20 protein-coding genes and 1 tRNA gene are annotated in these 20693 nt (G+C 73.2%); 17 read left to right on the top strand and 4 right to left on the bottom strand.

Annotation, left to right across the window (positions count from 1 at the left end; genetic code table 11):
• Positions 1-253: 253 nt before the first annotated feature.
• The 4 genes from ACFYUY_RS17810 (at position 254) to rdgB (ending at position 2695) form a co-directional block, all read left to right on the top strand.
• Positions 254-607, top strand: coding sequence for a PTS glucose/sucrose transporter subunit IIB (locus tag ACFYUY_RS17810; RefSeq protein WP_360209535.1), 354 nt, complete (start codon positions 254-256; stop codon positions 605-607).
• Between the two features lie 177 nt (positions 608-784).
• The gene (gene rph, locus ACFYUY_RS17805; RefSeq protein ID WP_360209492.1) at positions 785-1510 is read left to right on the top strand and encodes a ribonuclease PH; all 726 of its coding nucleotides are present in this window, start codon (positions 785-787) and stop codon (positions 1508-1510) included.
• Between the two features lie 158 nt (positions 1511-1668).
• Positions 1669-2058, top strand: a complete 390-nt coding sequence (locus ACFYUY_RS17800; protein WP_360209489.1) for a hypothetical protein — start codon at positions 1669-1671, stop codon at positions 2056-2058.
• A gap of 31 nt (positions 2059-2089) precedes the next feature.
• Positions 2090-2695, top strand: a complete 606-nt coding sequence (rdgB, locus tag ACFYUY_RS17795; RefSeq protein WP_387901484.1) for an RdgB/HAM1 family non-canonical purine NTP pyrophosphatase — start codon at positions 2090-2092, stop codon at positions 2693-2695.
• A gap of 77 nt (positions 2696-2772) precedes the next feature.
• On the opposite strand, the gene ACFYUY_RS17790 is transcribed toward rdgB, so the two are convergent.
• Positions 2773-2856 (bottom strand) — tRNA-Leu (locus ACFYUY_RS17790).
• 364 nt (positions 2857-3220) lie between these two features.
• Here ACFYUY_RS17790 and ACFYUY_RS17785 point away from each other — a divergent pair.
• Positions 3221-5698, top strand: a complete 2478-nt coding sequence (locus ACFYUY_RS17785; RefSeq protein WP_387901598.1) for a chitinase C-terminal domain-containing protein — start codon at positions 3221-3223, stop codon at positions 5696-5698.
• A gap of 83 nt (positions 5699-5781) precedes the next feature.
• On the opposite strand, the gene bcp is transcribed toward ACFYUY_RS17785, so the two are convergent.
• Positions 5782-6258: a thioredoxin-dependent thiol peroxidase gene (gene bcp, locus ACFYUY_RS17780; RefSeq protein WP_387901481.1), complete on the bottom strand. Its 477-nt coding sequence runs from the start codon at positions 6256-6258 to the stop codon at positions 5782-5784.
• A gap of 147 nt (positions 6259-6405) precedes the next feature.
• On the opposite strand from bcp, the gene ACFYUY_RS17775 reads away from it, so the two are divergent.
• The 3 genes from ACFYUY_RS17775 (at position 6406) to ACFYUY_RS17765 (ending at position 8518) form a co-directional block, all read left to right on the top strand.
• The gene (locus ACFYUY_RS17775) at positions 6406-6747 is read left to right on the top strand and encodes a DUF3618 domain-containing protein (RefSeq protein ID WP_360209481.1); all 342 of its coding nucleotides are present in this window, start codon (positions 6406-6408) and stop codon (positions 6745-6747) included.
• A 160-nt stretch (positions 6748-6907) separates the two neighbouring features.
• Positions 6908-7210: a co-chaperone GroES gene (locus ACFYUY_RS17770; protein ID WP_049655715.1), complete on the top strand. Its 303-nt coding sequence runs from the start codon at positions 6908-6910 to the stop codon at positions 7208-7210.
• 126 nt (positions 7211-7336) lie between these two features.
• On the top strand, positions 7337-8518 hold the full coding sequence (locus ACFYUY_RS17765; protein WP_360209478.1) for a winged helix DNA-binding domain-containing protein: 1182 nt from the start codon (positions 7337-7339) through the stop codon (positions 8516-8518).
• 34 nt (positions 8519-8552) lie between these two features.
• On the opposite strand, the gene ACFYUY_RS17760 is transcribed toward ACFYUY_RS17765, so the two are convergent.
• A complete protein-coding gene (locus ACFYUY_RS17760; RefSeq protein ID WP_387901478.1) occupies positions 8553-10931 on the bottom strand; it encodes a transglycosylase domain-containing protein in 2379 nt (792 codons plus the stop codon).
• Between the two features lie 246 nt (positions 10932-11177).
• Here ACFYUY_RS17760 and ACFYUY_RS17755 point away from each other — a divergent pair, with 246 nt between their 5' ends.
• From ACFYUY_RS17755 to ACFYUY_RS17715, 9 genes are all read left to right on the top strand, one after another.
• Positions 11178-12047: an ABC-2 family transporter protein gene (locus tag ACFYUY_RS17755; RefSeq protein WP_363365205.1), complete on the top strand. Its 870-nt coding sequence runs from the start codon at positions 11178-11180 to the stop codon at positions 12045-12047.
• Positions 12040-12930 (top strand): ABC transporter permease, encoded by an 891-nt coding sequence (locus tag ACFYUY_RS17750; RefSeq protein ID WP_387901476.1) that lies wholly within the window; start codon positions 12040-12042, stop codon positions 12928-12930. Before ACFYUY_RS17755 ends, ACFYUY_RS17750 begins: the two co-directional genes overlap by 8 nt.
• 26 nt (positions 12931-12956) lie before the next feature.
• On the top strand, positions 12957-13916 hold the full coding sequence (locus ACFYUY_RS17745; RefSeq protein WP_360209469.1) for an ATP-binding cassette domain-containing protein: 960 nt from the start codon (positions 12957-12959) through the stop codon (positions 13914-13916).
• A gap of 194 nt (positions 13917-14110) precedes the next feature.
• Positions 14111-15406: a DUF445 domain-containing protein gene (locus tag ACFYUY_RS17740; RefSeq protein WP_387901473.1), complete on the top strand. Its 1296-nt coding sequence runs from the start codon at positions 14111-14113 to the stop codon at positions 15404-15406.
• 66 nt (positions 15407-15472) lie between these two features.
• Positions 15473-16540: an adenosine deaminase gene (locus tag ACFYUY_RS17735; RefSeq protein ID WP_387901470.1), complete on the top strand. Its 1068-nt coding sequence runs from the start codon at positions 15473-15475 to the stop codon at positions 16538-16540.
• Positions 16541-16746: 206 nt separating this feature from the next.
• Positions 16747-17304 (top strand): toxin-antitoxin system HicB family antitoxin, encoded by a 558-nt coding sequence (locus ACFYUY_RS17730; protein WP_360209461.1) that lies wholly within the window; start codon positions 16747-16749, stop codon positions 17302-17304.
• A gap of 141 nt (positions 17305-17445) precedes the next feature.
• Positions 17446-18285, top strand: coding sequence for a DUF4097 family beta strand repeat-containing protein (locus tag ACFYUY_RS17725; RefSeq protein ID WP_360209458.1), 840 nt, complete (start codon positions 17446-17448; stop codon positions 18283-18285).
• Positions 18285-19211 (top strand): ATP-binding cassette domain-containing protein, encoded by a 927-nt coding sequence (locus tag ACFYUY_RS17720; protein ID WP_387901468.1) that lies wholly within the window; start codon positions 18285-18287, stop codon positions 19209-19211. Before ACFYUY_RS17725 ends, ACFYUY_RS17720 begins: the two co-directional genes overlap by 1 nt.
• Positions 19208-19978, top strand: coding sequence for an ABC transporter permease (locus tag ACFYUY_RS17715; RefSeq protein ID WP_387901465.1), 771 nt, complete (start codon positions 19208-19210; stop codon positions 19976-19978). Before ACFYUY_RS17720 ends, ACFYUY_RS17715 begins: the two co-directional genes overlap by 4 nt.
• 139 nt (positions 19979-20117) lie before the next feature.
• Here the strand turns inward: ACFYUY_RS17715 and ACFYUY_RS17710 are convergent, their stop codons facing one another.
• Positions 20118-20687, bottom strand: a complete 570-nt coding sequence (locus ACFYUY_RS17710; protein ID WP_387901462.1) for a hypothetical protein — start codon at positions 20685-20687, stop codon at positions 20118-20120.
• Positions 20688-20693 lie beyond the last annotated feature (6 nt).

The raw sequence follows: 20693 nt of genomic DNA, 5'->3' as shown, positions 1-20693 counted from the left end.
GCCGGTGGCCCCCGGCGGGACCCCGCGCGGGGGCCGGAACGCCCGGGGTCCTTTCTGCGTTCATCGGAGTACACATATATTGGTGTAGACCACTTTGGACGCAGGCCGCACGCCGGGACGCGGGCCCCGCTGATCGTCATCCTCCGGCGGCGGTCGGGACCGTGCGCGCCGGACTGCGCCAAAAGTGGACTAACGTGGCAGACCGGCCCGGAGCGGGTGATGCTAGTCGCGCTGCCCGGCAGCGCGACCACGGCTGAACCGGCGTCAGCACCGGCAGACGGTCCCGGCGGCCACCGGCCGACGGACACCCAGCACAGCGCAGGACGGCACCCGGCAGAGCCGCCGGCAGGCCGAGACAGAGGGAGAGAATCAGATGGCCAGCAAGGCTGAGAAGATCGTCGCCGGTCTGGGCGGCATCGACAACATCGAAGAGGTCGAGGGCTGCATCACCCGCCTGCGCACCGAGGTCAAGGACGCCGCCCTGGTCGACGAGGCCGCGCTCAAGGCCGCCGGCGCCCACGGCGTCGTCAAGATGGGCACCGCGATCCAGGTCGTCATCGGCACCGACGCCGACCCGATCGCCGCCGACATCGAGGACATGATGTGAGCTGAGCCACCGCGCTCACGCTCCCCCCGGCCCGCCGCCCCGCACAGGACGGCGGGCCGGGGCGCGTCCGGCCCGCGCGCAGCGGCACGGCGCCCGCCCCCACCCCGGCGCGGCTCCGCAGCGGCCTCCGCGGACGCTCTCCGGAACACCCGCGCCGAGCGACTACGCTCGGTTCCTATGTCACGCATCGACGGCCGCACCCCCGACCAGCTCCGCCCGATCACCATCGAACGGGGCTGGAGCAAGCACGCCGAAGGCTCCGTCCTCATCTCCTACGGCGACACCAAGGTGCTGTGCACCGCCAGCGTCACCGAGGGCGTCCCCCGCTGGCGCAAGGGCAGCGGCGAAGGCTGGGTCACCGCCGAGTACTCCATGCTCCCGCGCGCCACCAACACCCGCGGCGACCGCGAGGCCGTCAAGGGCCGCATCGGCGGCCGAACCCACGAGATCAGCCGCCTCATCGGCCGCTCGCTGCGTGCCGTCGTCGACCACCGCGCCCTCGCCGAGAACACCATCGTCCTCGACTGCGACGTCCTCCAGGCCGACGGCGGCACCCGCACCGCCGCCATCACCGGCGCCTACGTCGCCCTCGCCGACGCCGTCGCCTGGGCCCGCGACCGCAAGCTCCTGCGCGCCAAGGGCCAGCCCATCACCGGCGGCGTCAGCGCCGTCAGCGTCGGCATCATCGACGGCGTCCCGATGCTCGACCTCCAGTACGAGGAGGACGTCCGCGCCGAGACCGACATGAACATCGTCTGCACCTCCGACGGCCGCTTCGTCGAGGTCCAGGGCACCGCCGAGGGCGCCCCCTTCGACCGCGCCCTCCTCGACCGCCTCCTCGACCTCGGCACCCTCGGCTGCGCCGAACTCGACGAGATCCAGCGCAAGGCCCTCGAGGGCTGAACCTCCCCGGCCCGCGCCGCCGTGGAACGGGACGGACGCGCCGCTGTACAGGCCGGGCCCGGAGCCCGTACGGTTCCCGCAGCACCCCGCTGCGGGAACCGCGCACCCCCGGCGCGCGTCCCGTCCCACGGAACCCGCGCGCCCCCCAGGAGGACCGGATGCCGTCGAGCATCGCCCGCCCCGCCGCCCTCGCCGTGGCCGGACTGATCGCGATCCTCCCGCTCAGCATGGTCAGTTGCTCCGCCGCGCAGAAGGCGCTCGACTGCGGCAACACCGCCGTGCGGGTCACCGGCGACCTCGCCGACGTCACCGCCGCGTACGGCAACTCCAGCAACGACTCGGCCGCCGCGGCGAAGGCGCTGCAGAAACTCCGCGGCGACCTCGACCAGATCGGCCGGAACTCCAAGAACACCGACGTCGCCAAGGCCGTCGCCGACCTCCAGAAGCAGGCCGACAAGGTCCAGCAGGCCGTCGACAAGAAGGAGGTCCCCGACCTCAAGCCGCTCGGCGACGCGGCCGGCAACCTCACCTCGGTCTGCACCGGCTGACGCCCCCACCGCTGCCGATAGGGTGGGCGATATGTCCACCCGATTGATCCTCGCCACCCGTAACCAGCACAAGGTCGCCGAGCTCCGCGCCATCCTCGGCGAGGCCGGTCTGGACGTCGAACTCGTCGGCGCCGACGCCTACCCGGAGATCCCGGACGTGCCCGAGACCGGCGTCACCTTCGCCGAGAACGCCCTGCTGAAGGCCCACGCCCTCGCCCGCGCCACCGGCCTGCCCGCCGTCGCCGACGACTCCGGCCTCTGCGTCGACGTCCTGAACGGCGCCCCCGGCATCTTCTCCGCCCGCTGGGCCGGCAAGCACGGCGACGACCGCGCCAACCTCGACCTGCTGCTCGCCCAGCTCTCCGACATCGCCGAACCGCACCGCGGCGCCCACTTCTTCTGCGCCGCCGCCCTCGCCCTGCCCGACGGCACCGAGCGCGTCGTCGAGGGCCGCCTGCTCGGCACCCTGCGCACCGCCCCCTCGGGCGACGGCGGCTTCGGCTACGACCCGGTCCTGCAGCCCCTCGGCGAGACCCGCACCTGTGCCGAACTCACCCCCGCCGAGAAGAACGCGATCAGCCACCGCGGCCACGCCTTCCGGGCGCTCGCCCCGGTCGTGAAGGACCTCGTCGGCTGACGCACCGTCCGTGGAACGCCGAAGGCCCGCCCCGAGAAGATTCGGGGCGGGCCTTCGATCTGAAGGTTTGAGATGAGTGCGGCCTGAGGGATTCGAACCCTCACGGGGTTTCCCCCACCGGATCCTAAGTCCGGCGCGTCTGCCTGCTCCGCCAAGGCCGCGTGGACCCTAGTCTAGGGCTTCGCCTCCGGTGGGAACACCGTGATTCGGCGCGGGGGCGTGCGCCCCGCCCCGGGGGTCGCCGGGCGGGTGCGGGGTCGGCTGCGGGTGAGGCCGTCGGTCCGGCCGTCGTGCCGGTCGTGGGTCGGGTCGCGGGTCCGGTCGTGGGATGTCGGGTTTCGGCCACCGGCTGACTGGTTGTCGAGCGGGCCCGACCTGTGATGTTTGGCTGTTGATTACCAATTGGTACAGACCTATTGACCTATGTGGTTCAGACCACATAGCTTCGGCGCCAATTGCAATCCCCCACGTGCGTGCTCCCCCACAGGCACGCGCCGACACTCTCTCCCGGAGGACCGAGTGTTGATCCGAAGCACGGCGGAGCGGCGTCCCACCGCCGCCACCCGCCGCAAGAGCCCGGCAGCCCGGGCGGGCGCGGCCTCGCTGGCGGCGGCCGGCCTGGCCGGCCTGCTGCTGGCCACGCTGGGCGCGGCGCCCTCGCAGGCGTCGGCGACCGTCGACAACGCGGCCTGTCGCCCCGACGGCATGTACCAGACGCCCGGCGTGGACGTCCCGTACTGCTCCGTCTACGACACCAGCGGGCGCGAGAAGATGGGCGCGGACCACCAGCGCCGCATCATCGGCTACTTCACCGGCTGGCGCACCGGAAAGAACGGTGACCAGCCGTACCTGGTGAGCGACGTCCCCTGGGACAAGGTCACCCACCTGAACTACGCGTTCGGCCACGTCGGCTCCGACAACAAGCTGTCGGTCGGCACGGACGGCCCGACCAACGAGGCCACCGGGATCGACTTCCCCGGCGTGCCGGCCGCCCAGCTGGACCCGACGCTGCCCTACAAGGGGCACTTCAACCTGCTGACGAAGTTCAAGAAGCAGTACCCGAACGTCAAGACCATGATCTCGGTGGGCGGTTGGACCGAGACCGGCGGCTACTTCGGGGACGACGGCAAGCGCGTCAACACCGGCGGCTTCTACTCGCTGACGGTCAACCCGGACGGCAGCGTCAACCAGGCCGGCATCGACACCTTCGCCGCCTCGTCCGTCGACTTCATCCGCAAGTACGGCTTCAACGGCGTCGACGTCGACTACGAGTACCCGACCTCGATGAAGGACGCGGGCAACCCGCTGGACTGGCAGCTCGCCAACTCCAAGCGCGGCTCGCTGGCCAAGGGCTACGCGGCGCTGATGAAGACGCTGCGCGAGAAGCTGGACCGGGCCGGCGCCGCCGACGGCAGGCACTACCTGCTCTCGGTCGCGGCGCCGTCGTCCGGCTACCTGCTGCGCGGCATGGAGACCTTCCAGGTGGCGCAGTACCTGGACTACGTCAACATCATGTCGTACGACCTGCACGGCGCCTGGAACAAGTACGTCGGCCCGAACGCCTCGCTGTTCGACGACGGCAAGGACGGCGAACTGGCGGCGGCCAACGTCTACGGCACCGCCCAGTACGGCGGCATCGGCTACCTGAACGCCGACTGGTCGTACCACTACTTCCGCGGCGCGATGCCCGGCGGGCGCATCAACGTCGGCCTGCCGTACTACACGCGCGGGTTCAAGAACGTCCAGGGCGGCACCAACGGCCTCTGGGGCACCGCCTCGGCGACCACCTGCCCGGTCGGCTCCGGCCTGACCTCCTGCGGTGACGGCGCGGTCGGGATCGACAACATCTGGAACGACAAGGACGACGCGGGCAAGGAGTCCCCGGCCGGGTCGAACCCGATGTGGCACGCGAAGAACCTGGAGAAGGGCATCCTGCCCGACTACCTGTCCAAGTACGGCGTGACGGACACCGCGCTGCAGGGCACCTACGCCCGCAACTACAGCAGCGCCCTGGTGGCGCCGTGGCTGTGGAACGACACCAAGAAGGTGTTCCTCTCCACCGAGGACGAGCAGTCGGTGGGCGCCAAGGCGGACTACATCGTCAACCAGGGCGCCGGCGGCGCGATGATCTGGGAGCTCGCGGGCGACTACAAGTGGGACGCCGCGGCCAACGGCGGCAAGGGCGAGTACGTGCCGGGCTCGACCCTGACCTCGCTGATGTACGACAAGTTCAAGTCGGCGACGCCGTACGGCGCGACCCGCTCGACGGTCGCGCTGCCGCAGCAGACCCTGCCGATCGACGTGTCGTTCACCAACTTCGCGCTGGGCGACTCCAACTACCCGATCAACCCGAAGATCCACGTCGTCAACAACTCGACGGTGACCCTGCCGGGCGGGACGGAGTTCCAGTTCGACTACTCCAACTCGGCCCCGGGCAACGCCAAGGACCAGTCCGGCTTCGGCCTGCAGGTCATCCGGCAGGACAATCCCGGTCCGGGCAACGTGGGCGGTCTGAAGGGCACCTACAACCGGGTCTCGGTCAAGCTGCCGGGCTGGCAGTCGCTGGCGCCGGGCGCCTCGGTGGACCTGGACTTCGTCTACTACCTGCCGGTCTCGACGCCGTCCAACTGGACGGTCAACGTGGGCGGGACGCTGTACGGGATCAAGGGCGACCTGACCCGCGGCGCGGTCGACGGCGGCACCTCCACGCCGACCCCGACCCCGACCTCGACGGCCACCGCCACGGCCTCCCCGACGGCGACGGCCTCGCCGACGGCGACGGCCTCGCCGACGGCGACGGCCTCGCCGACCGCCACCGCGACGGCCACCCCGACCTCGGGGGCCTGCACGGCCGCGCCGAGTTGGGACGCCGGCACCACCTACGCGAGCACCACCAAGGTCTCGTGGAAGGGCCACTACTACCAGAACAAGTGGTGGACCAAGGGCGACGACCCCACGGCCGGCGGCGCGTGGGGCGTCTGGAGCGACCTCGGGGCCTGCTGACCGGCGGCTGCCCGAGGTGAGGGACGGCGGTGGCGGTGCACCCGGTCGGGGGGTGTGCCGCCACCGCTTCCGTCGTCGGTGCGTCAGGCCGTGCCGACCTCGAGGTCGCGCAGCAGCTTGGCGACGTGCCCGGTGGCCTTGACGTTGTAGAGGGCGCGCTCGACCTTGCCCTGCTCGTCCACGATCACCGTGGAGCGGATCACGCCGACGTAGGTGCGGCCGTAGTTCTGCTTCTCGCCGAAGGCGCCGTAGGCCTGCAGCACCGTGTGGTCGGGGTCGGAGAGCAGGGTGACCTTGAGGTTCTCGGCCTCCCGGAACTTCCCGAGCTTCTCGGGCTGGTCGGGGGAGACACCGATGACGTCGTAGCCGGCGCCGGCGAGGACGTCGAGGTTGTCGGTGAAGTCGCAGGCCTGCTTGGTGCAGCCCGGGGTGAGCGCCTTCGGGTAGAAGTAGACGATCACCTTGCGGCCCAGGTGGTCGGCCAGGGACACCTGGTTGCCGTCGGCGTCGGGCAGGCTGAAGGCGGGCGCGGTGTCGCCGGGCTGGAGACGCTCACTCACGGTCGGACTCTCCTGATGCTGGGGCGGTCGGTCGTACCACGGCAAACTTACCCCTGATGGTGGGTGGGGCCGCGCGGCCGTGCTCGGCAGCTGACAGACTGGGTCAGTCGCACAGGACAACATCGGTAAGTGAATGGGGTGGCCCGAGTGGGCGAGGCGAGCACGCAGGACAAGTCGGCGAGGACGACCGCCCAGATCGAGGCGGACATCGCCCGGACCCGCACCCAGCTGGCGGCGACCCTCGACGAGCTGGCCGTGCGCGTCCACCCGAGCACGATCGGCGCCCAGGTGAAGGCGCGGGCCGCGGCCGCGGTCGAGGAGAAGGCCGGCCGGGCGTACGTGGCCGCCAACGGTCTGGTGGAGCGGGTCCGGGCCGAGTTCGTGGACGAGAAGGGGCGGCCGCGCAAGGAGCGGGTCGTGCCGGCCGCGCTCGTGGGCGTCGGCCTGGTGCTGCTGGTGGCCTCGTCCCGCAAGCGGCGCAAGGGCTGACCGGGAGCCGTGCGCAGGGCCAGCGTCACGCTCCGGGCCCGGGGGCGGTACCTTCGGGACCGTGAGTACGAACGACGAACCGACCCCGCAGTCCGCCTCCGCCGCCTCCGGGGGCGACCACCCGCGGCACGACCGGCTGGGCGAGAAGCTGCCGATCCGGATGCTGCACGACCGCGTGCTGGTGCGGATCGAGGGCGGCGAGGGCGAGCGCCGCTCGACCGGCGGCATCCTGATCCCCGCGACCGCGGAGCTGTCGAAGCGCTGCACCTGGGCGGAGGCCGTCGCGGTGGGCCAGAGCGTGCGCTCGGTGGAGCCGGGCGACCGCGTGCTGTACGACCCGGAGGACAAGCTGGAGGTCGAGGTCCGCGGCGCGACGTACGTGCTGCTGCGCGAGCGGGACCTGCACGCCGTGGCGGCGACCCGCTTCGGCGACACCGAGGGGTCGACCGGGCTGTACCTCTGACTCCGCTCCCGTTCCGGAGCCCCTGACCCGTGCCCGCACCGCCCGCCGGCGGCCGGTGGGCGACGCGCCCCCTCCCGCGGCCCGGGAGGGGGCGCTCCTGTCGGTGGCGGGGGTTATGGTCCGCCCATGAGCAGGCGTGTGCCGGTGATCGGTGTGGAGGAGCGTCGGGCCCGGGTGGGGCGGCGCCAGCTGCTGGCGCCCGCGGGGCGGGCGGCGAGGGTGGAGCAGGTGGCGGACGCGGTGGTGGGGCTGCACGCCTCCGATCCGGCGACGGTGTACCTGTCGGCGTGCGCCCGGTTGGCGGCGCCGTCCGCGGCGGAGGTGGACCGGGCGCTGTACGAGGACGTCACATTGGTGCGGCTGCTGTCGATGCGGCGGACGCTCTTCGCGGTGACGGAGGGCTTCGCGCCGTACGTGAGCTCGTCGACGGCGCGGGCGATCGCGGCGCGGGAGCGGGCGACGCTGCTCAAGCACCTGCGGGACCACGCCGAGGGCTGGGACGAGGCGAGGCTGGCCGGGGCGGAGCGGGCGGCGCTGGCCGCCCTGGCGCTGCGCGGCGAGGCGACGACGAAGGAACTCGCCGACGACGTGCCGGAGTTGCGCGAGACGATGCTGATGTCGGCGGGCAAGCCGTACGAGGCGCGGCAGAGCGTGGGCAGTCGGCTGCTGCGGCTGCTGGCCGCGGACGGGCACGTGCGGCGGGGGCGGCCGCGCGGCTCCTGGCTGAGCAACGTCCACCCCTGGGCGCCGGTGCCGCAGTGGCCGGACGTGCCGGTGCGGGAGGCGAAGGCGGAGGTGGTGCGGCGCTGGCTGGCCTCGTACGGCCCGGCGACGGTGGACGACGTGAAGTGGTGGACGGGCTGGACGCTGGGGGACACCCGCCGGGCGCTGGCGGACGTCGGGGCCGAGGACGTGGAACTGGCGGGCGGGGCCGCCGCGCTGGTGCTGCCGGGGGACACCGGGCCGGTCGCGGAGCCGGAGCCGTGGGCGGCGCTGCTGCCGGCGCTGGACCCGACGGTGATGGGGTGGCGCGGGCGGGACTGGTACCTGCGGCCGGAGGACGTGCCGGCGCTGTTCGACCGGGCGGGCAACGCCGGGCCGACGGTGTGGTGGTGCGGCCGGGTGGTGGGCGGCTGGGCGCAGCGGCCGGACGGCGAGGTGGTGTGGCGGCTGTTCGAGGACGTGGGGGCGCAGGCCGGTGCGGCCGTGGCGGCCGAGGCGGCGCGGCTGTCGGGCTGGTTGGGGGAGGTGCGGGTGACGCCGCGGTTCAGGACACCGCTGGAGCGGGAGCTGGTGGCCGCCCGCTAGGGCCGGGGCTGCCGGCCCGCCCCGGCCGGGCGGCTCACTGGGGCGGCGGCGTCGCCGAGGTCGCCGGCTTGGTGGCGGGTGCGGGGGCCGTGGCGGTGGGCGGGTCGGTCGGGCGGGTGGGCCGGGTCTGGGTGGGCTTGGGGGCGGGGCTGGGCTGGTCCTGGGTGGGGGTGGGCTGGGGGGCCGGCGGGCTGGGGGCGGCGGGGCTGGTCGGCGTGGGCCCCGGTGCGGGGTCGCCGCCGGTGGGGGCGGGCGCGCTGGGGGCGTGGGTGGGGGTGTCGTGCGCGGGGGTGGTCGCGCTGGGGGTGGTGCCGGGGGTCGCGGCCGCGGTGGCGGGGGCGGTGGTGGCGCTGCCGGTGCCGGTGGGGGTGGTGCTGCTGTTGGGGGTGAGGTCGGGCGCGGGGGCGTCGTGGTCGGTCTGCAGGTCGAACTGCTGGGTGGGGGTGCCCTGGAGGGCGGCGGTCATGTAGGCGGTCCAGATCCGGGTGGGGAAGGTGCCGCCGTTGATGCGGGTGAGTCCGGCCGTACCGGCCAGCGGTTCCTTGGCGTGGGTCTTCGGGTTCTCGCGGAACAGGCCGACGGTGGTGGCGAGTTCGGGGGTGTAGCCGGCGAACCAGGCGGAGAGGTTGGAGTCGGTGGTGCCGGTCTTCCCGGCGGCGGGGCGGCCGAGGTCGAGGGCGGCGGCGCCGGTGCCGCGGGGGCTGACGACGTCGCGCAGGACGTCGGTGACGGCGTCGGCGAAGCCGCGGCCGATGGCGGTGACGGGGGTGTGGTCCGGCATCTTGGGGATGTCGACGGCGCCGCCGCTGTGGACGCGTTCGAGCTTCTGGACGGACCAGGGCGCGGTGGCGTCGCCGTGGTTGGCGAGGGTGGCGTAGGCGCCGGCCAGGTCGAGGGCGCTGGGGGTGGCGGTGCCGAGGGTCATCGAGGTGTTGGCCGGGTCCATGCCGCGGACGCTGTCGGGGATGCCGAGCTTGATGGCGGTGTCGCGGACGCGGGCGAGTCCGGCGTCGACGCCCTCCTGCGCGTACACGGAGTTGACGGACTTCACCATGGCGTAGCGCAGGGTGATGTTGCCGTAGTCGACGTCGTCCTCGTTGGGCGGTGCGTAGGGGGTGGGGCCGCCGGTGACGGGGCGTTCGCTGGCGCCGTCGTAGCGGCTCTCGGTGGTGATCGGCCGCCCGTCGAGGGTGTGCTGGGCGATGAGGCCGGCGGCGAGGTCGATGGGCTTGAAGGTGGAGCCGATCTGGTTGTCCTGGCGCAGGGCGTCGTTGAAGGGCTGTTTGGCGTAGTCGGGGCCGCCGTAGACGGCGACGACGCGGCCGGTGGCGGGTTCGACGGAGGCGCCGGCGACGCGGACGTCGGTGTCGGTGGCGGGGCGGGCCCGGGGGTCGAGTTCGCCGGTGAGTTCGTCCTGGACGGCCTTGACGAAGGACTCCTGCCGGGGCTTGTCGAAGGTGGTGGTGATGCGCCATCCGCCGGCCTTGAGGGTGGCGGCGTCGATGATCCCGGCGGAGACGAGGTAGTCGTCGGCGACGCCGACGAGGTAGCCGGCCTGGCCGGAGAGCCCGGTGGCGGGCTGCGGGTCGAGCAGCTCGGGGAAGGTCGTGGCGGCGCGTTCGGTGGGGGTGAGGAAGCCGAGCTGGACCATGCCGTCGAGGGTGTAGTTCCAGCGGGCGACGGCCTTCTCGCGGTTGGCGGGGGTGGCGGTCTTGACGTCGTAGCTGCTGGGGGCCTGGAGCAGGGCGGCGAGGTAGGCGCCCTGGGCGACGCTGAGGGCGGAGACGTCCTCGCCGTAGTAGGCGTGGGCGGCGCTCTGGATGCCGTAGGCGCCGCGCCCGAAGTAGCTGCTGTTGAGGTAGCCGGCGAGGATGTCCTTCTTGTCGCGCTGCTGGTCGACCTTGAGGGCGATGAAGAGTTCGCGGCCCTTGCGCTCGATGGTCTGGTCCTGCGTCAGGTAGTAGTTCTTGACGTACTGCTGGGTGATGGTGGATCCGCCCTGCATGCCCTTGCCGAGGAGGGTGTTCCAGCCGGCCCGGAGCATGCCCTTCAGGTCGATGCCGCGGTTCTGGTAGAAGGTGCGGTCCTCGGCGGAGACGACGGCGTGCTGGGTCTGGGCGGGGATCTGGTCGATGGTGACGTCGGTGCGGTTGACGGCGCCGGTGCGGGCGATCTCGGTGGTGCCGTCGGCGTAGAGGTAGATGTTGTTCTGGGCGACGGCGTGGGCGTTGGCGTCGGGGACGGGCACGATGACGTAGAGCACGGCGAAGGCGCCGACGGCGATCAGCAGCGCGGCGGTGAGGGCGCCGAGGGTGATCCGCCAGGTGGGCAGGAGCCGGCGCCAGCGGGGGAGGGCGCGGCGGGCCGCGCGGCGGGCGGCTCGTTTGGCCTGGCGCCGGGTGCTCAAGGTCATGCGGCGATTATGTGCTATTTGACGTGCGATCAGTGGTGGGGCGGCTGCGGCGTGCGCGGGAAAAACGGGTGCGGGGGCTGATCGCCGGCGGTACGGTGAAAGGTGAGAACCGCATAGCGCACCTGTTTCCGACAGCTCCGTCCGCTCGGCCCGGTACCCCCGGGGTGGGCCGGTCGGGGCCGCTGGGGTGTGCGCGGACGTCGGCCGGCACACCCGTCTGCCCGTATTTGTCGACAAGGAGACAATATGCTGAACGTCGCATCCCCCGGCCCGCGGACCGGGCGCCCGCCCGATCCCGCCGGACCGCTCCCCGTGCTCGGGCTCTACGCCGCCGTCGCCCGCGGCGCCTTCCGCCGCTACTCCGGCTACCGGGCCGCCACGCTGGCCGGCACCTTCACCAACACCGTCTTCGGCATCATCCTCGCCTCCTCCTTCCTCGCCCTCTGGCGGGCCCGCCCCGGCCTCGGCGGCTACGACGAGAGCCAGGCCGTCACCTACATCTGGGTCAGCCAGGCCCTGCTGGTCACCGTCGCGGTGTGGGGCGGCGGCTTCCAGGACGACGTCCAGGACCGCTTCCGGAGCGGCGACATCGCCGTCGACCTCTACCGCCCGGTCGACTTCCAGGGCTGGTGGCTGGCCACCGACCTCGGCCGGGCCGCCTTCCAGCTGCTGGTGCGCGGCACCGTGCCGCTGCTGGTCGGCGCACTGGTGTTCCGCACCCGGATGCCCGAACGGCCCGTCACCTGGGCGGCCTTCCTGCTCTCGGTGCTGCTCGCGGTGGTGGTCAGCTTCGGGCTGCGCTTCCTGGTCTCCGTCACCGGCTTCTGGCTGCACGACTCGGAGGGCGTGCGCTCGGTGATGCTCGTGGTCTCGATGTTCTTCTCCGGGATGCTGCTGCCGATCGCACTGTTCCCCGGCCTGCTCGGCGACCTCGCCCCGGTGCTGCCCTGGGCGGCGCTGGTGCAGGTGCCGACCGACGTCTTCCTGGAGCGCGCCACCGGCGCCGGCCTGCTCGGGCCGCTCGGCTTCCAGCTCGGCTGGGCCGCCGCCCTGCTCGCCGCCGGCCGCGGTGCCCAGTGGCTGGCGACCCGCAAGGTGGTGGTCCAGGGTGGCTGAGCCCCTCGTCGCCCCGGCCGGGCCCGCCGCGCCGCCGTCCGAGCCGCTCACCGTGGCCGCCGAGCCGCTCACCGCCCGGGCCGCCTGGGCCGTCCGCTCCTGGTGGTTCTGCGCCCGGATGTGGATGCGCTCGATGATGGCCTACCGGGCCTCCTTCGCCCTGAACCTGCTGGCCAGCCTGGCGACGCACTCGCTGGACTTCGTCGTCCTGGTGCTGATGTTCCGGCACACCGACCAGCTCGGCGGGTGGCGCCTGCCGGAGATCGCCTTCCTCTACGGCACCGCGACCTTCGCCCTCGGCACCGCCAACCTGCTGGTCGGCTCCGTCGACGGACTCGGCGTGCGGATCGTCAACGGCACGCTGGACACCATGCTGGTGCGGCCCGCCCCGGCGCTCGCCCAGCTGTGCGCGGAACGCTTCTCGCTGCGCCGCCTCGGCCGCCCGGTGCAGGCCCTGGCCGTGCTGGTCTGGTCGCTGGCCGCCCTGGACGTGCACTGGACCTGGGACCGCGTCCTGCTGGTGCCCGTCCTGCTGGTCTGCGGCAGCGTCATCTTCGGGGCCGTCTACGTCGGCGGCGCGACCGTCCAGTTCTGGTGGGGCGAGTCCAAGGAGATCCAGAACTCCTTCACCTACGGCGGCGCGACCCTGCTGCACTACCCGCCGACCATCTTCGCCAAGGAGCTGGTGGCCGGGGCGGTCTTCGGCGTCCCGCTGGCCTTCGTCAACTGGCTGCCCGCCCTGCACGTCCTCGGCCGGCCCGACCCGCTCGGCCTGCCCACCGCCTTCCAGTTCGCCTCCCCGGTGGCCGCCGCGCTGTGCGTCGCCGCCGCCGGGCTCGCCTGGCGGGCCGGACTGCGCGCCTACCGCGGCGCCGGCAGCTGACCCCTCCGACCACGCAAGGAGCACCCATGGCACTGATCGAACTCGAGGACGTCCGCCGCAGCTTCACCGTGCGGGCCCGCACCGGCCGGTTCAGCCGGGCCAAGCGCGAGGTGCGCGCGGTGGACGGGCTCAGCTTCACCGTCGAGGCCGGCGAGTGCGTCGGCTACATCGGGCCCAACGGGGCCGGCAAGTCGACCACCATCAAGATGCTCACCGGCATCCTCGTCCCCAGCAGCGGGCGGCTGCGCGTCGCCGGGGTCGACCCGGCCCGCCAGCGCGTCGCCCTGGCCCGCCGGATCGGCGTCGTCTTCGGCCAGCGCACCACCCTCTGGTGGGACCTGCCGCTGCGCGACTCCTTCGAACTCGCCCGCCGGATCTACCGCATCCCCGAGCACCGGTACCGCGAGAACCTCGGCCGCTGCGTCGAACTGCTCGACCTGGCCGCGCTGCTGGACACCCCCGTCCGCCAGCTCTCGCTCGGCCAGCGGATGCGCGGGGACCTCGCGGCGGCCCTGCTGCACGACCCGCAGGTGCTCTACCTGGACGAGCCGACCATCGGCCTGGACGTGGTCAGCAAGGCCCGGGTGCGCGGGTTCCTGCGCGAGGTGAACCGGGAGCACGGCACCACCGTGCTGCTCACCACCCACGACCTCACCGACATCGAGCAGCTCTGCGACCGGGTGATGGTGATCGACCACGGCCGGGTCGTCCACGACGGCGGTCTGGACGGCCTGCACGCCGCCGGGCGCAGCGAGCGCACCCTGGTGGTCGACCTGGCCGAGGCGCGGCCGGCGATCGAGGTGTCCGGCGCCCGGGTCGTCAAGGTCGAGGGCCCGCGCCAGTGGCTGGCCTTCCCGGCGCGGCAGAGCGCCGCGCCGATCGTCGCGGCGGTGGCCGAGCGCTACCCGCTGGTGGACCTGTCGGTGCGGGAGCCGGCGATCGAGGACGTGATCGCCCGGATGTACGCCGGGACGGCGGTGGGCTGAGCGGCGGGACGGTGACGGGCTGAGCGGCGGGGCGGCGACGGGCTGAGCGGCGGGGGCCGGGCGGGTGGGCTGCCCCGGCTGGTGGGCTGCCCGGCGGGTGGTGCGCACGCCCGGCACGCGGGTTCCGGCGCGCGCCCGGCGCGTGATTGCGGGGCGCGCCCTCACCCGCGCCGGGCAGCGGGCAGACTGGCGGGGTGAGCGACGAAGCCTTCAGCGGGACGGGCCCCGGGGTCCGGTTCACCGCCGCCGACGAGCAGAAGAGACAGGGCGTCCGCCGGATGAAGACCATCGCGACCGGCCTGCTGGCCTTCGCGACCCTGGTCTTCGCCCTGGCCACCTGGGCCAAGGCGGCCGGGGCCGGGGCCTGGGCCGGGTACGTGGCGGCCGCCGCGGAGGCCGGCATGGTCGGTGCGCTGGCCGACTGGTTCGCGGTGACCGCGCTGTTCCGCCGCCCCTTCGGCCTGCCGATCCCGCACACCGCGATCATCCCCACCAAGAAGGACGCCTTCGGCCGCTCGCTCGGCGACTTCGTCGGGGAGAACTTCCTCTCCGGCCGGGTGGTGCGCGAGCGGCTGGCCGCGCTCGGCATCGCCCGCCGGCTGGGGGAGTGGCTGGCCGCGCCGGGCAGCGCCGAGCGGGTCACCAAGGAGGCCTCGGCGGCGCTGCGCGGCGTCCTCGCGGTGCTCCGGGACGACGACGTGCAGGCGGTCGTCGCCGAGGCGGTGACCAGGCGGGCCGCGGCGACCTCGGTGGCCGAGCCGATGGGCCGGATGCTGGGCAAGGTGGTCGCCGACGGCGGCCACCACGGCGTGGTGGACCTGGTGGCCGTCCGCGCGCACGACTGGCTGGCCGCCAACCACGAGGACGTGGTCCGCAAGGTCACCCAGAAGACCCCGGGCTGGACCCCGAAGTTCCTCGACCAGCAGGTCGGCGAGCGGGTCTACAAGGAGCTGCTGCGGTTCGTCACCGACATCCGGGACGACCCGGACCACCCGGCCCGCGGCGCGATCGACAACTTCCTCGCCGACTTCGCGACCGAGCTGCAGACCGACCCGGAGACCATCGCCCGGGTCGAGCGGGCCAAGGCGGAGCTGCTGGTCCGGCCCGAGGTGCAGGACCTGATCGCCTCCACCTGGGCGGCCGTGCGCACCCTGGTGCTGACGGCGGCCGAGGACGAGGACAGCGAACTGCGCCGGCGCATCCGCGACGGCGTGCGCCGCTTCGGCGAGCGCCTGGCGACCGACGCCAAACTGCAGGCCAAGGCCGACGGCTGGCTGCAGGACGCCGCCCAGTACCTGGTGGACACCTACCGCACCGAGATCACCTCGCTGATCTCGGAGACGGTGGCGGGCTGGGACGCCGACGACGCCTCCCGGAAGATCGAGGCCAACGTCGGCCGGGACCTGCAGTTCATCCGCATCAACGGCACCGTGGTCGGCGCCCTGGCCGGCCTGCTCATCCACACCGTCGCGGTGGCCCTGGGCGGCTGACCCGCGGCTTCGGCCTATCCTTGCCAACACCTGCCGATACGCGCGTAGAAGGAAGAGGGAACCACCGTGGTCCAGCCGGACGGAAGTCGGATCGGAAACCCCACTGGCAAGGGCGGCATCGAGGCGTTCATCGCCGGGATGCCCAAGGCGGAGCTGCACGTCCACCACGTGGGCTCGGCCTCGCCGCGGGTCGTCGCGGAGCTGGCCGCCCGCCACCGCGGCCAGTCGAAGGTGCCGACGGACCCGGCGGCCCTCGCCGAGTACTTCAGCTTCACCGACTTCGCGCACTTCATCGAGGTCTACCTGAGCGTCGTGGACCTGGTCCGCGACGCCGAGGACGTCCGCGCGCTCACCTACGGCGTGGCCGAGGACATGGCGCGCCAGAACATCCGGTACGCCGAGCTGACCATCACCCCGTTCTCCTCGGTCCGGCGGGGCATCCCCGACGTCGCCTTCATGGAGGCGATCGAGGACGCCCGGCTGCGCGCCGAGAAGGAGCTCGGGGTCGTCCTGCGCTGGTGCTTCGACATCCCCGGCGAGGCCGGCCTGGAGGCCGCCGAGGAGACCGCCCGGCTCGCCGTCGACCTGGCCCCGGAGGGCCTGGTCAGCTTCGGCCTCGGCGGCCCGGAGATCGGCGTGCCGCGTCCGCAGTTCAAGCCGTACTTCGACCGGGCGCGGGCGGCCGGCCTGCGCAGCGTGCCGCACGCGGGCGAGACCACCGGGCCGGAGACGGTCTGGGACGCCATCCGGGTGCTCGGCGCCGAGCGCATCGGGCACGGCACCCAGGCGGTCAAGGACCCGGCACTGCTGGACCACCTCGGCGAGCACCGGATCCCGCTGGAGGTCTGCCCGACCTCCAACATCGCCACCCGCGCGGTGGAGCGGATCGAGGACCACCCGATCAAGCGGATGGTGGAGACCGGCCTGCTGGTGACCGTCAACAGCGACGACCCGCCGATGTTCGGCACCGACCTCAACACCGAGTACGCCGTCGCGGCCCGTCTGCTGGACCTGGACGAGTCCGGGGTGGCGGCGCTGGCGCGCAACGCGGTCGAGGCGTCCTTCCTGGACGTGGCCGGCAAGGCCCGCCTGGTCGGCGAGATCGACGCGTACCTGGCGGGCTGGCGGGCCTGACCGCCCGCCGTTCGCCCTGGTGGACCGCCCCGTCGGCTTCGGCCGGCGGGGCGGTTCCCGTTGTGGCGCCGGCCCGGTCGGGACGTGGCGCCGGGCCGTTCCCGCGGGCCTGCGCGTGACGTGGCGCCGGACCCCTCCGCCGGGTGGCGCCACAGTGGTGCCATTAATGTCTCGACATGGCGCCACCGCTGTGCCATGCTTCTGGCATGGACCTCACGCCGTACGTAGAGAACCTCCGGAACGAGCTCGCCGCGGCGGCCGACGCCGGCGGGGACGAAGCCCGCGCGCTGGCCGAGCGGCTGACGCTCCCGCTGGAGTCCGCCGTGCGGCTCACCCTGCTCAACGCGCTCTCCGCCGCCATGGGCGAGGTCACCCGCGACCTCGCGCCGGGCTCGGTTGACGTCCGGCTGCGCGGGCTGGATCCGGAGTTCGTGGTCACGGTGCCGCCCGGCACCGGCGGCTTCCACGGCGATGTGCCACCCGTGGTGCCGTCGGTGGCGCCGGTGGTGCCACCGGTCTCCTCTCCGGTGCCGGAGGGCGACGAGAGCGGCACCGCCCGGATCAACCTGCGACTGCCCGCGAACCTCAAGGCCCGGGCGGAGGACGCGGCCGGGCGGGAGGGCCTGTCCCTCAACGCCTGGCTGGTCCGGGCCGTCGCCGGCGCGATGGAGGGCGGCCAGCCGGGCGTCCGCCCGGCCGCCGACCTCGGCACCCGCGCCCCGCGCGGCGGGGGCGGCCAGGGCTTCACCGGCTGGGTCCACTGACGCCCCCCACACCTCCCCACACCTCCCCACACCTCCCCGCGCCTTCGCACGCCTTCGCACCACCGAGCACTCTGCACCTTCCACGTCACCCCCGCTCCGACCAGCGGGAACACCACCACGAGTCAAGAGGACGGGACAGCCATGCCTACGTACGAGACCGACGGACCGATCTCCGCAGCCCTCGAGTTCGAGATCGGCTCGGTGTGGGTCCGCGCGAGCAAGCGCACCGACACCGTGGTCGAGGTCCGGCCCGCCAACGCGGCCAGGGAGGCGGACGTCAGGGCCGCCGAGCTCACCCAGGTCGACTTCTCCGGCGGCCGGCTCACCCTCAAGGGCCCCAAGCAGCGCACCGTGTTCTCCAACAGGAAGGGCTCGATCGAGGTCCTCGTCGAGCTGCCGGCCGGCTCCGAGGTGCACGCCGACTCCCCGATGGCCGACTTCGTCGCCGAGGGCCCGCTCGGGGACTGCCGGGTGAAGACGTCCATGGGCCGGATCCAGCTGGACCGGGCCGAGGCCGTGCGGCTCAAGACCGACATGGGTGACGTCCGGGTCGGCACCGTCACCGGGGACGCCGAGGTGTCCGGCGGCGGCCGGATCGAGGTCGGCTCCGTCGGGGGCCGGCTGACGGTCAAGAACAGCAACGGCGACACCGAGATCGACGAGGTGCGGGGCGAGCTGGTGGCCAACGCCTCCAACGGCCGGATCCACGTCGGCCTCGCCGGTTCGGGCGTGGACGCCAAGTCGGCGAACGGCCACATCCGGCTCGGCCGGGTGGTCCGCGGCAAGGTCACCCTGCAGACCAGCGTCGGGGACGTGGAGATCGGAATCGCGGAAGGCACCGCGGCCTGGCTCGACGTGCACAGCAAGTTCGGCGGCGTCCGCAACTCCCTCGGCGAGGCGGAGGGCCCGGGCGACGCCCGGGAGACGGTCGAGGTCCGCGCGCAGACCCAGGTCGGCACCGTCGTCGTCCGGAGGGCCTGATGGCGGCCGTCTCCGCGCGCGGGCTGACCAAGTCCTACGGCGACAAGGCGGTGCTGAACGGGGTCGACCTGGAGATCCCCGCGGGCAGCGTGTTCGCCCTGCTCGGGCCCAACGGCGCCGGCAAGACCACCACCGTGCAGATCCTGTCCACGCTGCTCCCGGCGGACGGCGGAACGGCCCGGGTGGCCGGGTACGACGTGGCCGCGCAGGCCGACGGGGTGCGGCGGTCGATCGGCGTCACCGGCCAGTTCTCGGCGGTGGACAACCTGCTCACCGCCGAGGAGAACCTGCTGCTCATGGCGGACCTCCACCACCTCCGCCGTCGGGAGGGGCGGAGGCGGGCCGAGGGCCTGCTGCGGCGGTTCGACCTGACGGAGGCCGCCCGCAAGCCGGTGTCCACCTTCTCCGGCGGCATGCGGCGCAAGCTCGACCTGGCGATGACCCTGGTCGGGGACCCACAGGTGATCTTCCTCGACGAGCCGACCACCGGGCTGGACCCGCGCAGCCGGCGCACCATGTGGGAGATCATCCGGGGGCTGGTCGGCGAGCAGGGGGTGACGGTCCTGCTCACCACCCAGTACCTGGAGGAGGCCGACCAACTCGCCGACCGGATAGCCGTCCTGGACGGCGGCCGGATCGTCGCCGAGGGCACGGCCGAGGAGCTCAAGCGGATCGTCCCCGGCGGCCGGATCCGGCTCCAGTTCGCTGACCCGGGCCACCTGGACGCGGCCGCCCGGCTGTTCGAGTACGCCACGGCCGACGCCGAGGCACTGCGGCTGGAGATCCCGGGGGACAACTCGGTGCTCACCGTGAAGGCCGTGCTGGACGCGCTCGACAACGCGTCGGTGCGGGCCGAGTCACTGGTCGTGGAGACGGCCGATCTGGACGACGTGTTCCTCACGCTCACGGGGGAGGGCGCGCGATGAGCGCGATGACGAGCTACGCGGTCAGCGACTCGCTGACCATGCTGCGGCGCAACCTCAAGCGCGCGCAGCGGTACCCGGCGATGACCTTCTCGGTCGTAGTGATGCCGGTGATGATGCTGGCGCTCTTCAACTACGCCTTCGGCGGGGCGCTGGGGCTGGGGATCGGCGGCGGAAGCTACATCGACTACGTGACGCCGGGGATCGTGCTGATGACGGCGACGGCGGGCTCGGTCGCCACGGCGGTCGGCGTCTGCGTCGACATGACGGAGGGCATCGTCAACCGCTTCCGCACGATGGCGATATCGCGGTCGGCGTTCCTGGCGGGGCACGTGATCGGCAGCGTCATCCAGACGGTGATCGCGCTGGTGCTGGTGACGGGTGCGGCCTTCGCCATGGGGTTCTGGTCGAGCGCCGGGCCGGTGGAGTGGCTGGCCGCGGCAGGGCTGCTGCTGTTCGTGACGCTGGCGCTGACCTGGATATCGGCGGGGATCGGGCTGGTGTCGAAGACCCCGGAGAGCGCCAGCAACACGCCGCTGCCGCTGACCTTCCTGCCCTTCATCGGCAGCGCCATCGTCCCGCCGGACTCGATGCCGACGGTGCTCCGCTGGTTCGCCGAGTACCAGCCCTTCACCCCGATCATCGAGACCCTGCGCGGTCTGCTGATGGGCACCGGGATCGGCTCCAGCGGCTGGATCGCTCTGGCCTGGTGCACCGGACTGACGCTGCTCGGCTACCTCTGGTCGCGGAGCGTCTTCCACCGGCGGTGACGGGGGTACGGCCGGTGGCCGCGGCCCGGGTGACGGCGAGACCGTCACCCGGGCCGTCGGCGGATCCGGTCGGTCGGGTCATCGGTGGTTCCGGCCGGTCGACGCACCGGGGGCTCCGGTCGGCGGCCGGCCCGGGCGGTCACCGGTAGCTGACGAACCACGTCCTGGCGGCCGCGGCGGCGTGTTCCTCGGGGGTGGCGGTCCCGTCACGGTCGTCGCGCTGGAACGGCCGGCCCGGCACGGGCCGCAGCCGGAAGACGAAGACCCGGCGGGTCCGGTTGCCGGGGCCGAGCGCCGGGGCTCGGCGTTCCAGGTGGGGTTCGGTCGGGTCGACGAGGAACTCGCCCAGGTATCGCTGGCGGACGGGGTCGACCGGGCTTCCGGAGGGGCCGCCGGCGGCGAACAGGTGAAGGGCCCGCCCGTGCTCCCGGTGGTCGAGGAGGGCCCTGTTCCCGAGGGTCAGCCGGTGGTCGCCGAGGGCGCCGACGCTCGTGAGGTGGAACACCGGGCCCCGGTCGTCCTCCTCGGCCCACCCGTCGAAGAGGTTGAAGCCCCGGAGCCGCCGGGCGCCCGGATCCGCGAAGAGGAAGATCGACGGAAGCCCGCGGGCGATGCAGATCCGTGTCTCGCTCGCGCCGCGGCCGGCGTTCCGCACCGCGGCGGCTGTGGTGAAGGCGCCGGGGGAGAGGGGGAGTTGTTCGGGCAGCACCCGGCC

Source organism: Kitasatospora sp. NPDC004745 (genome assembly GCF_042873275.1).
GTDB lineage: Bacteria > Actinomycetota > Actinomycetes > Streptomycetales > Streptomycetaceae > Kitasatospora.
Note: the sequence above shows the minus strand (reverse complement) of the source record. Positions and strands in the feature narration are given on the sequence as shown.

Excerpts from the sequence above, each read along its gene's own strand:
- rph (WP_360209492.1), top strand. The coding sequence starts at position 785 with ATGTCACGCATCGACGGCCGCACCCCCGACCAGCTCCGCCCGATCACC.
- ACFYUY_RS17800 (WP_360209489.1), top strand. The coding sequence starts at position 1,669 with ATGCCGTCGAGCATCGCCCGCCCCGCCGCCCTCGCCGTGGCCGGACTG.
- rdgB (WP_387901484.1), top strand. The coding sequence starts at position 2,090 with ATGTCCACCCGATTGATCCTCGCCACCCGTAACCAGCACAAGGTCGCC.
- ACFYUY_RS17770 (WP_049655715.1), top strand. The coding sequence starts at position 6,908 with ATGCTGCACGACCGCGTGCTGGTGCGGATCGAGGGCGGCGAGGGCGAG.
- ACFYUY_RS17765 (WP_360209478.1), top strand. The coding sequence starts at position 7,337 with ATGAGCAGGCGTGTGCCGGTGATCGGTGTGGAGGAGCGTCGGGCCCGG.
- ACFYUY_RS17760 (WP_387901478.1), bottom strand. The coding sequence starts at position 10,931 with ATGACCTTGAGCACCCGGCGCCAGGCCAAACGAGCCGCCCGCCGCGCG.
- ACFYUY_RS17755 (WP_363365205.1), top strand. The coding sequence starts at position 11,178 with ATGCTGAACGTCGCATCCCCCGGCCCGCGGACCGGGCGCCCGCCCGAT.
- ACFYUY_RS17745 (WP_360209469.1), top strand. The coding sequence starts at position 12,957 with ATGGCACTGATCGAACTCGAGGACGTCCGCCGCAGCTTCACCGTGCGG.
- ACFYUY_RS17730 (WP_360209461.1), top strand. The coding sequence starts at position 16,747 with ATGGACCTCACGCCGTACGTAGAGAACCTCCGGAACGAGCTCGCCGCG.
- ACFYUY_RS17725 (WP_360209458.1), top strand. The coding sequence starts at position 17,446 with ATGCCTACGTACGAGACCGACGGACCGATCTCCGCAGCCCTCGAGTTC.
- ACFYUY_RS17720 (WP_387901468.1), top strand. The coding sequence starts at position 18,285 with ATGGCGGCCGTCTCCGCGCGCGGGCTGACCAAGTCCTACGGCGACAAG.
- ACFYUY_RS17715 (WP_387901465.1), top strand. The coding sequence starts at position 19,208 with ATGAGCGCGATGACGAGCTACGCGGTCAGCGACTCGCTGACCATGCTG.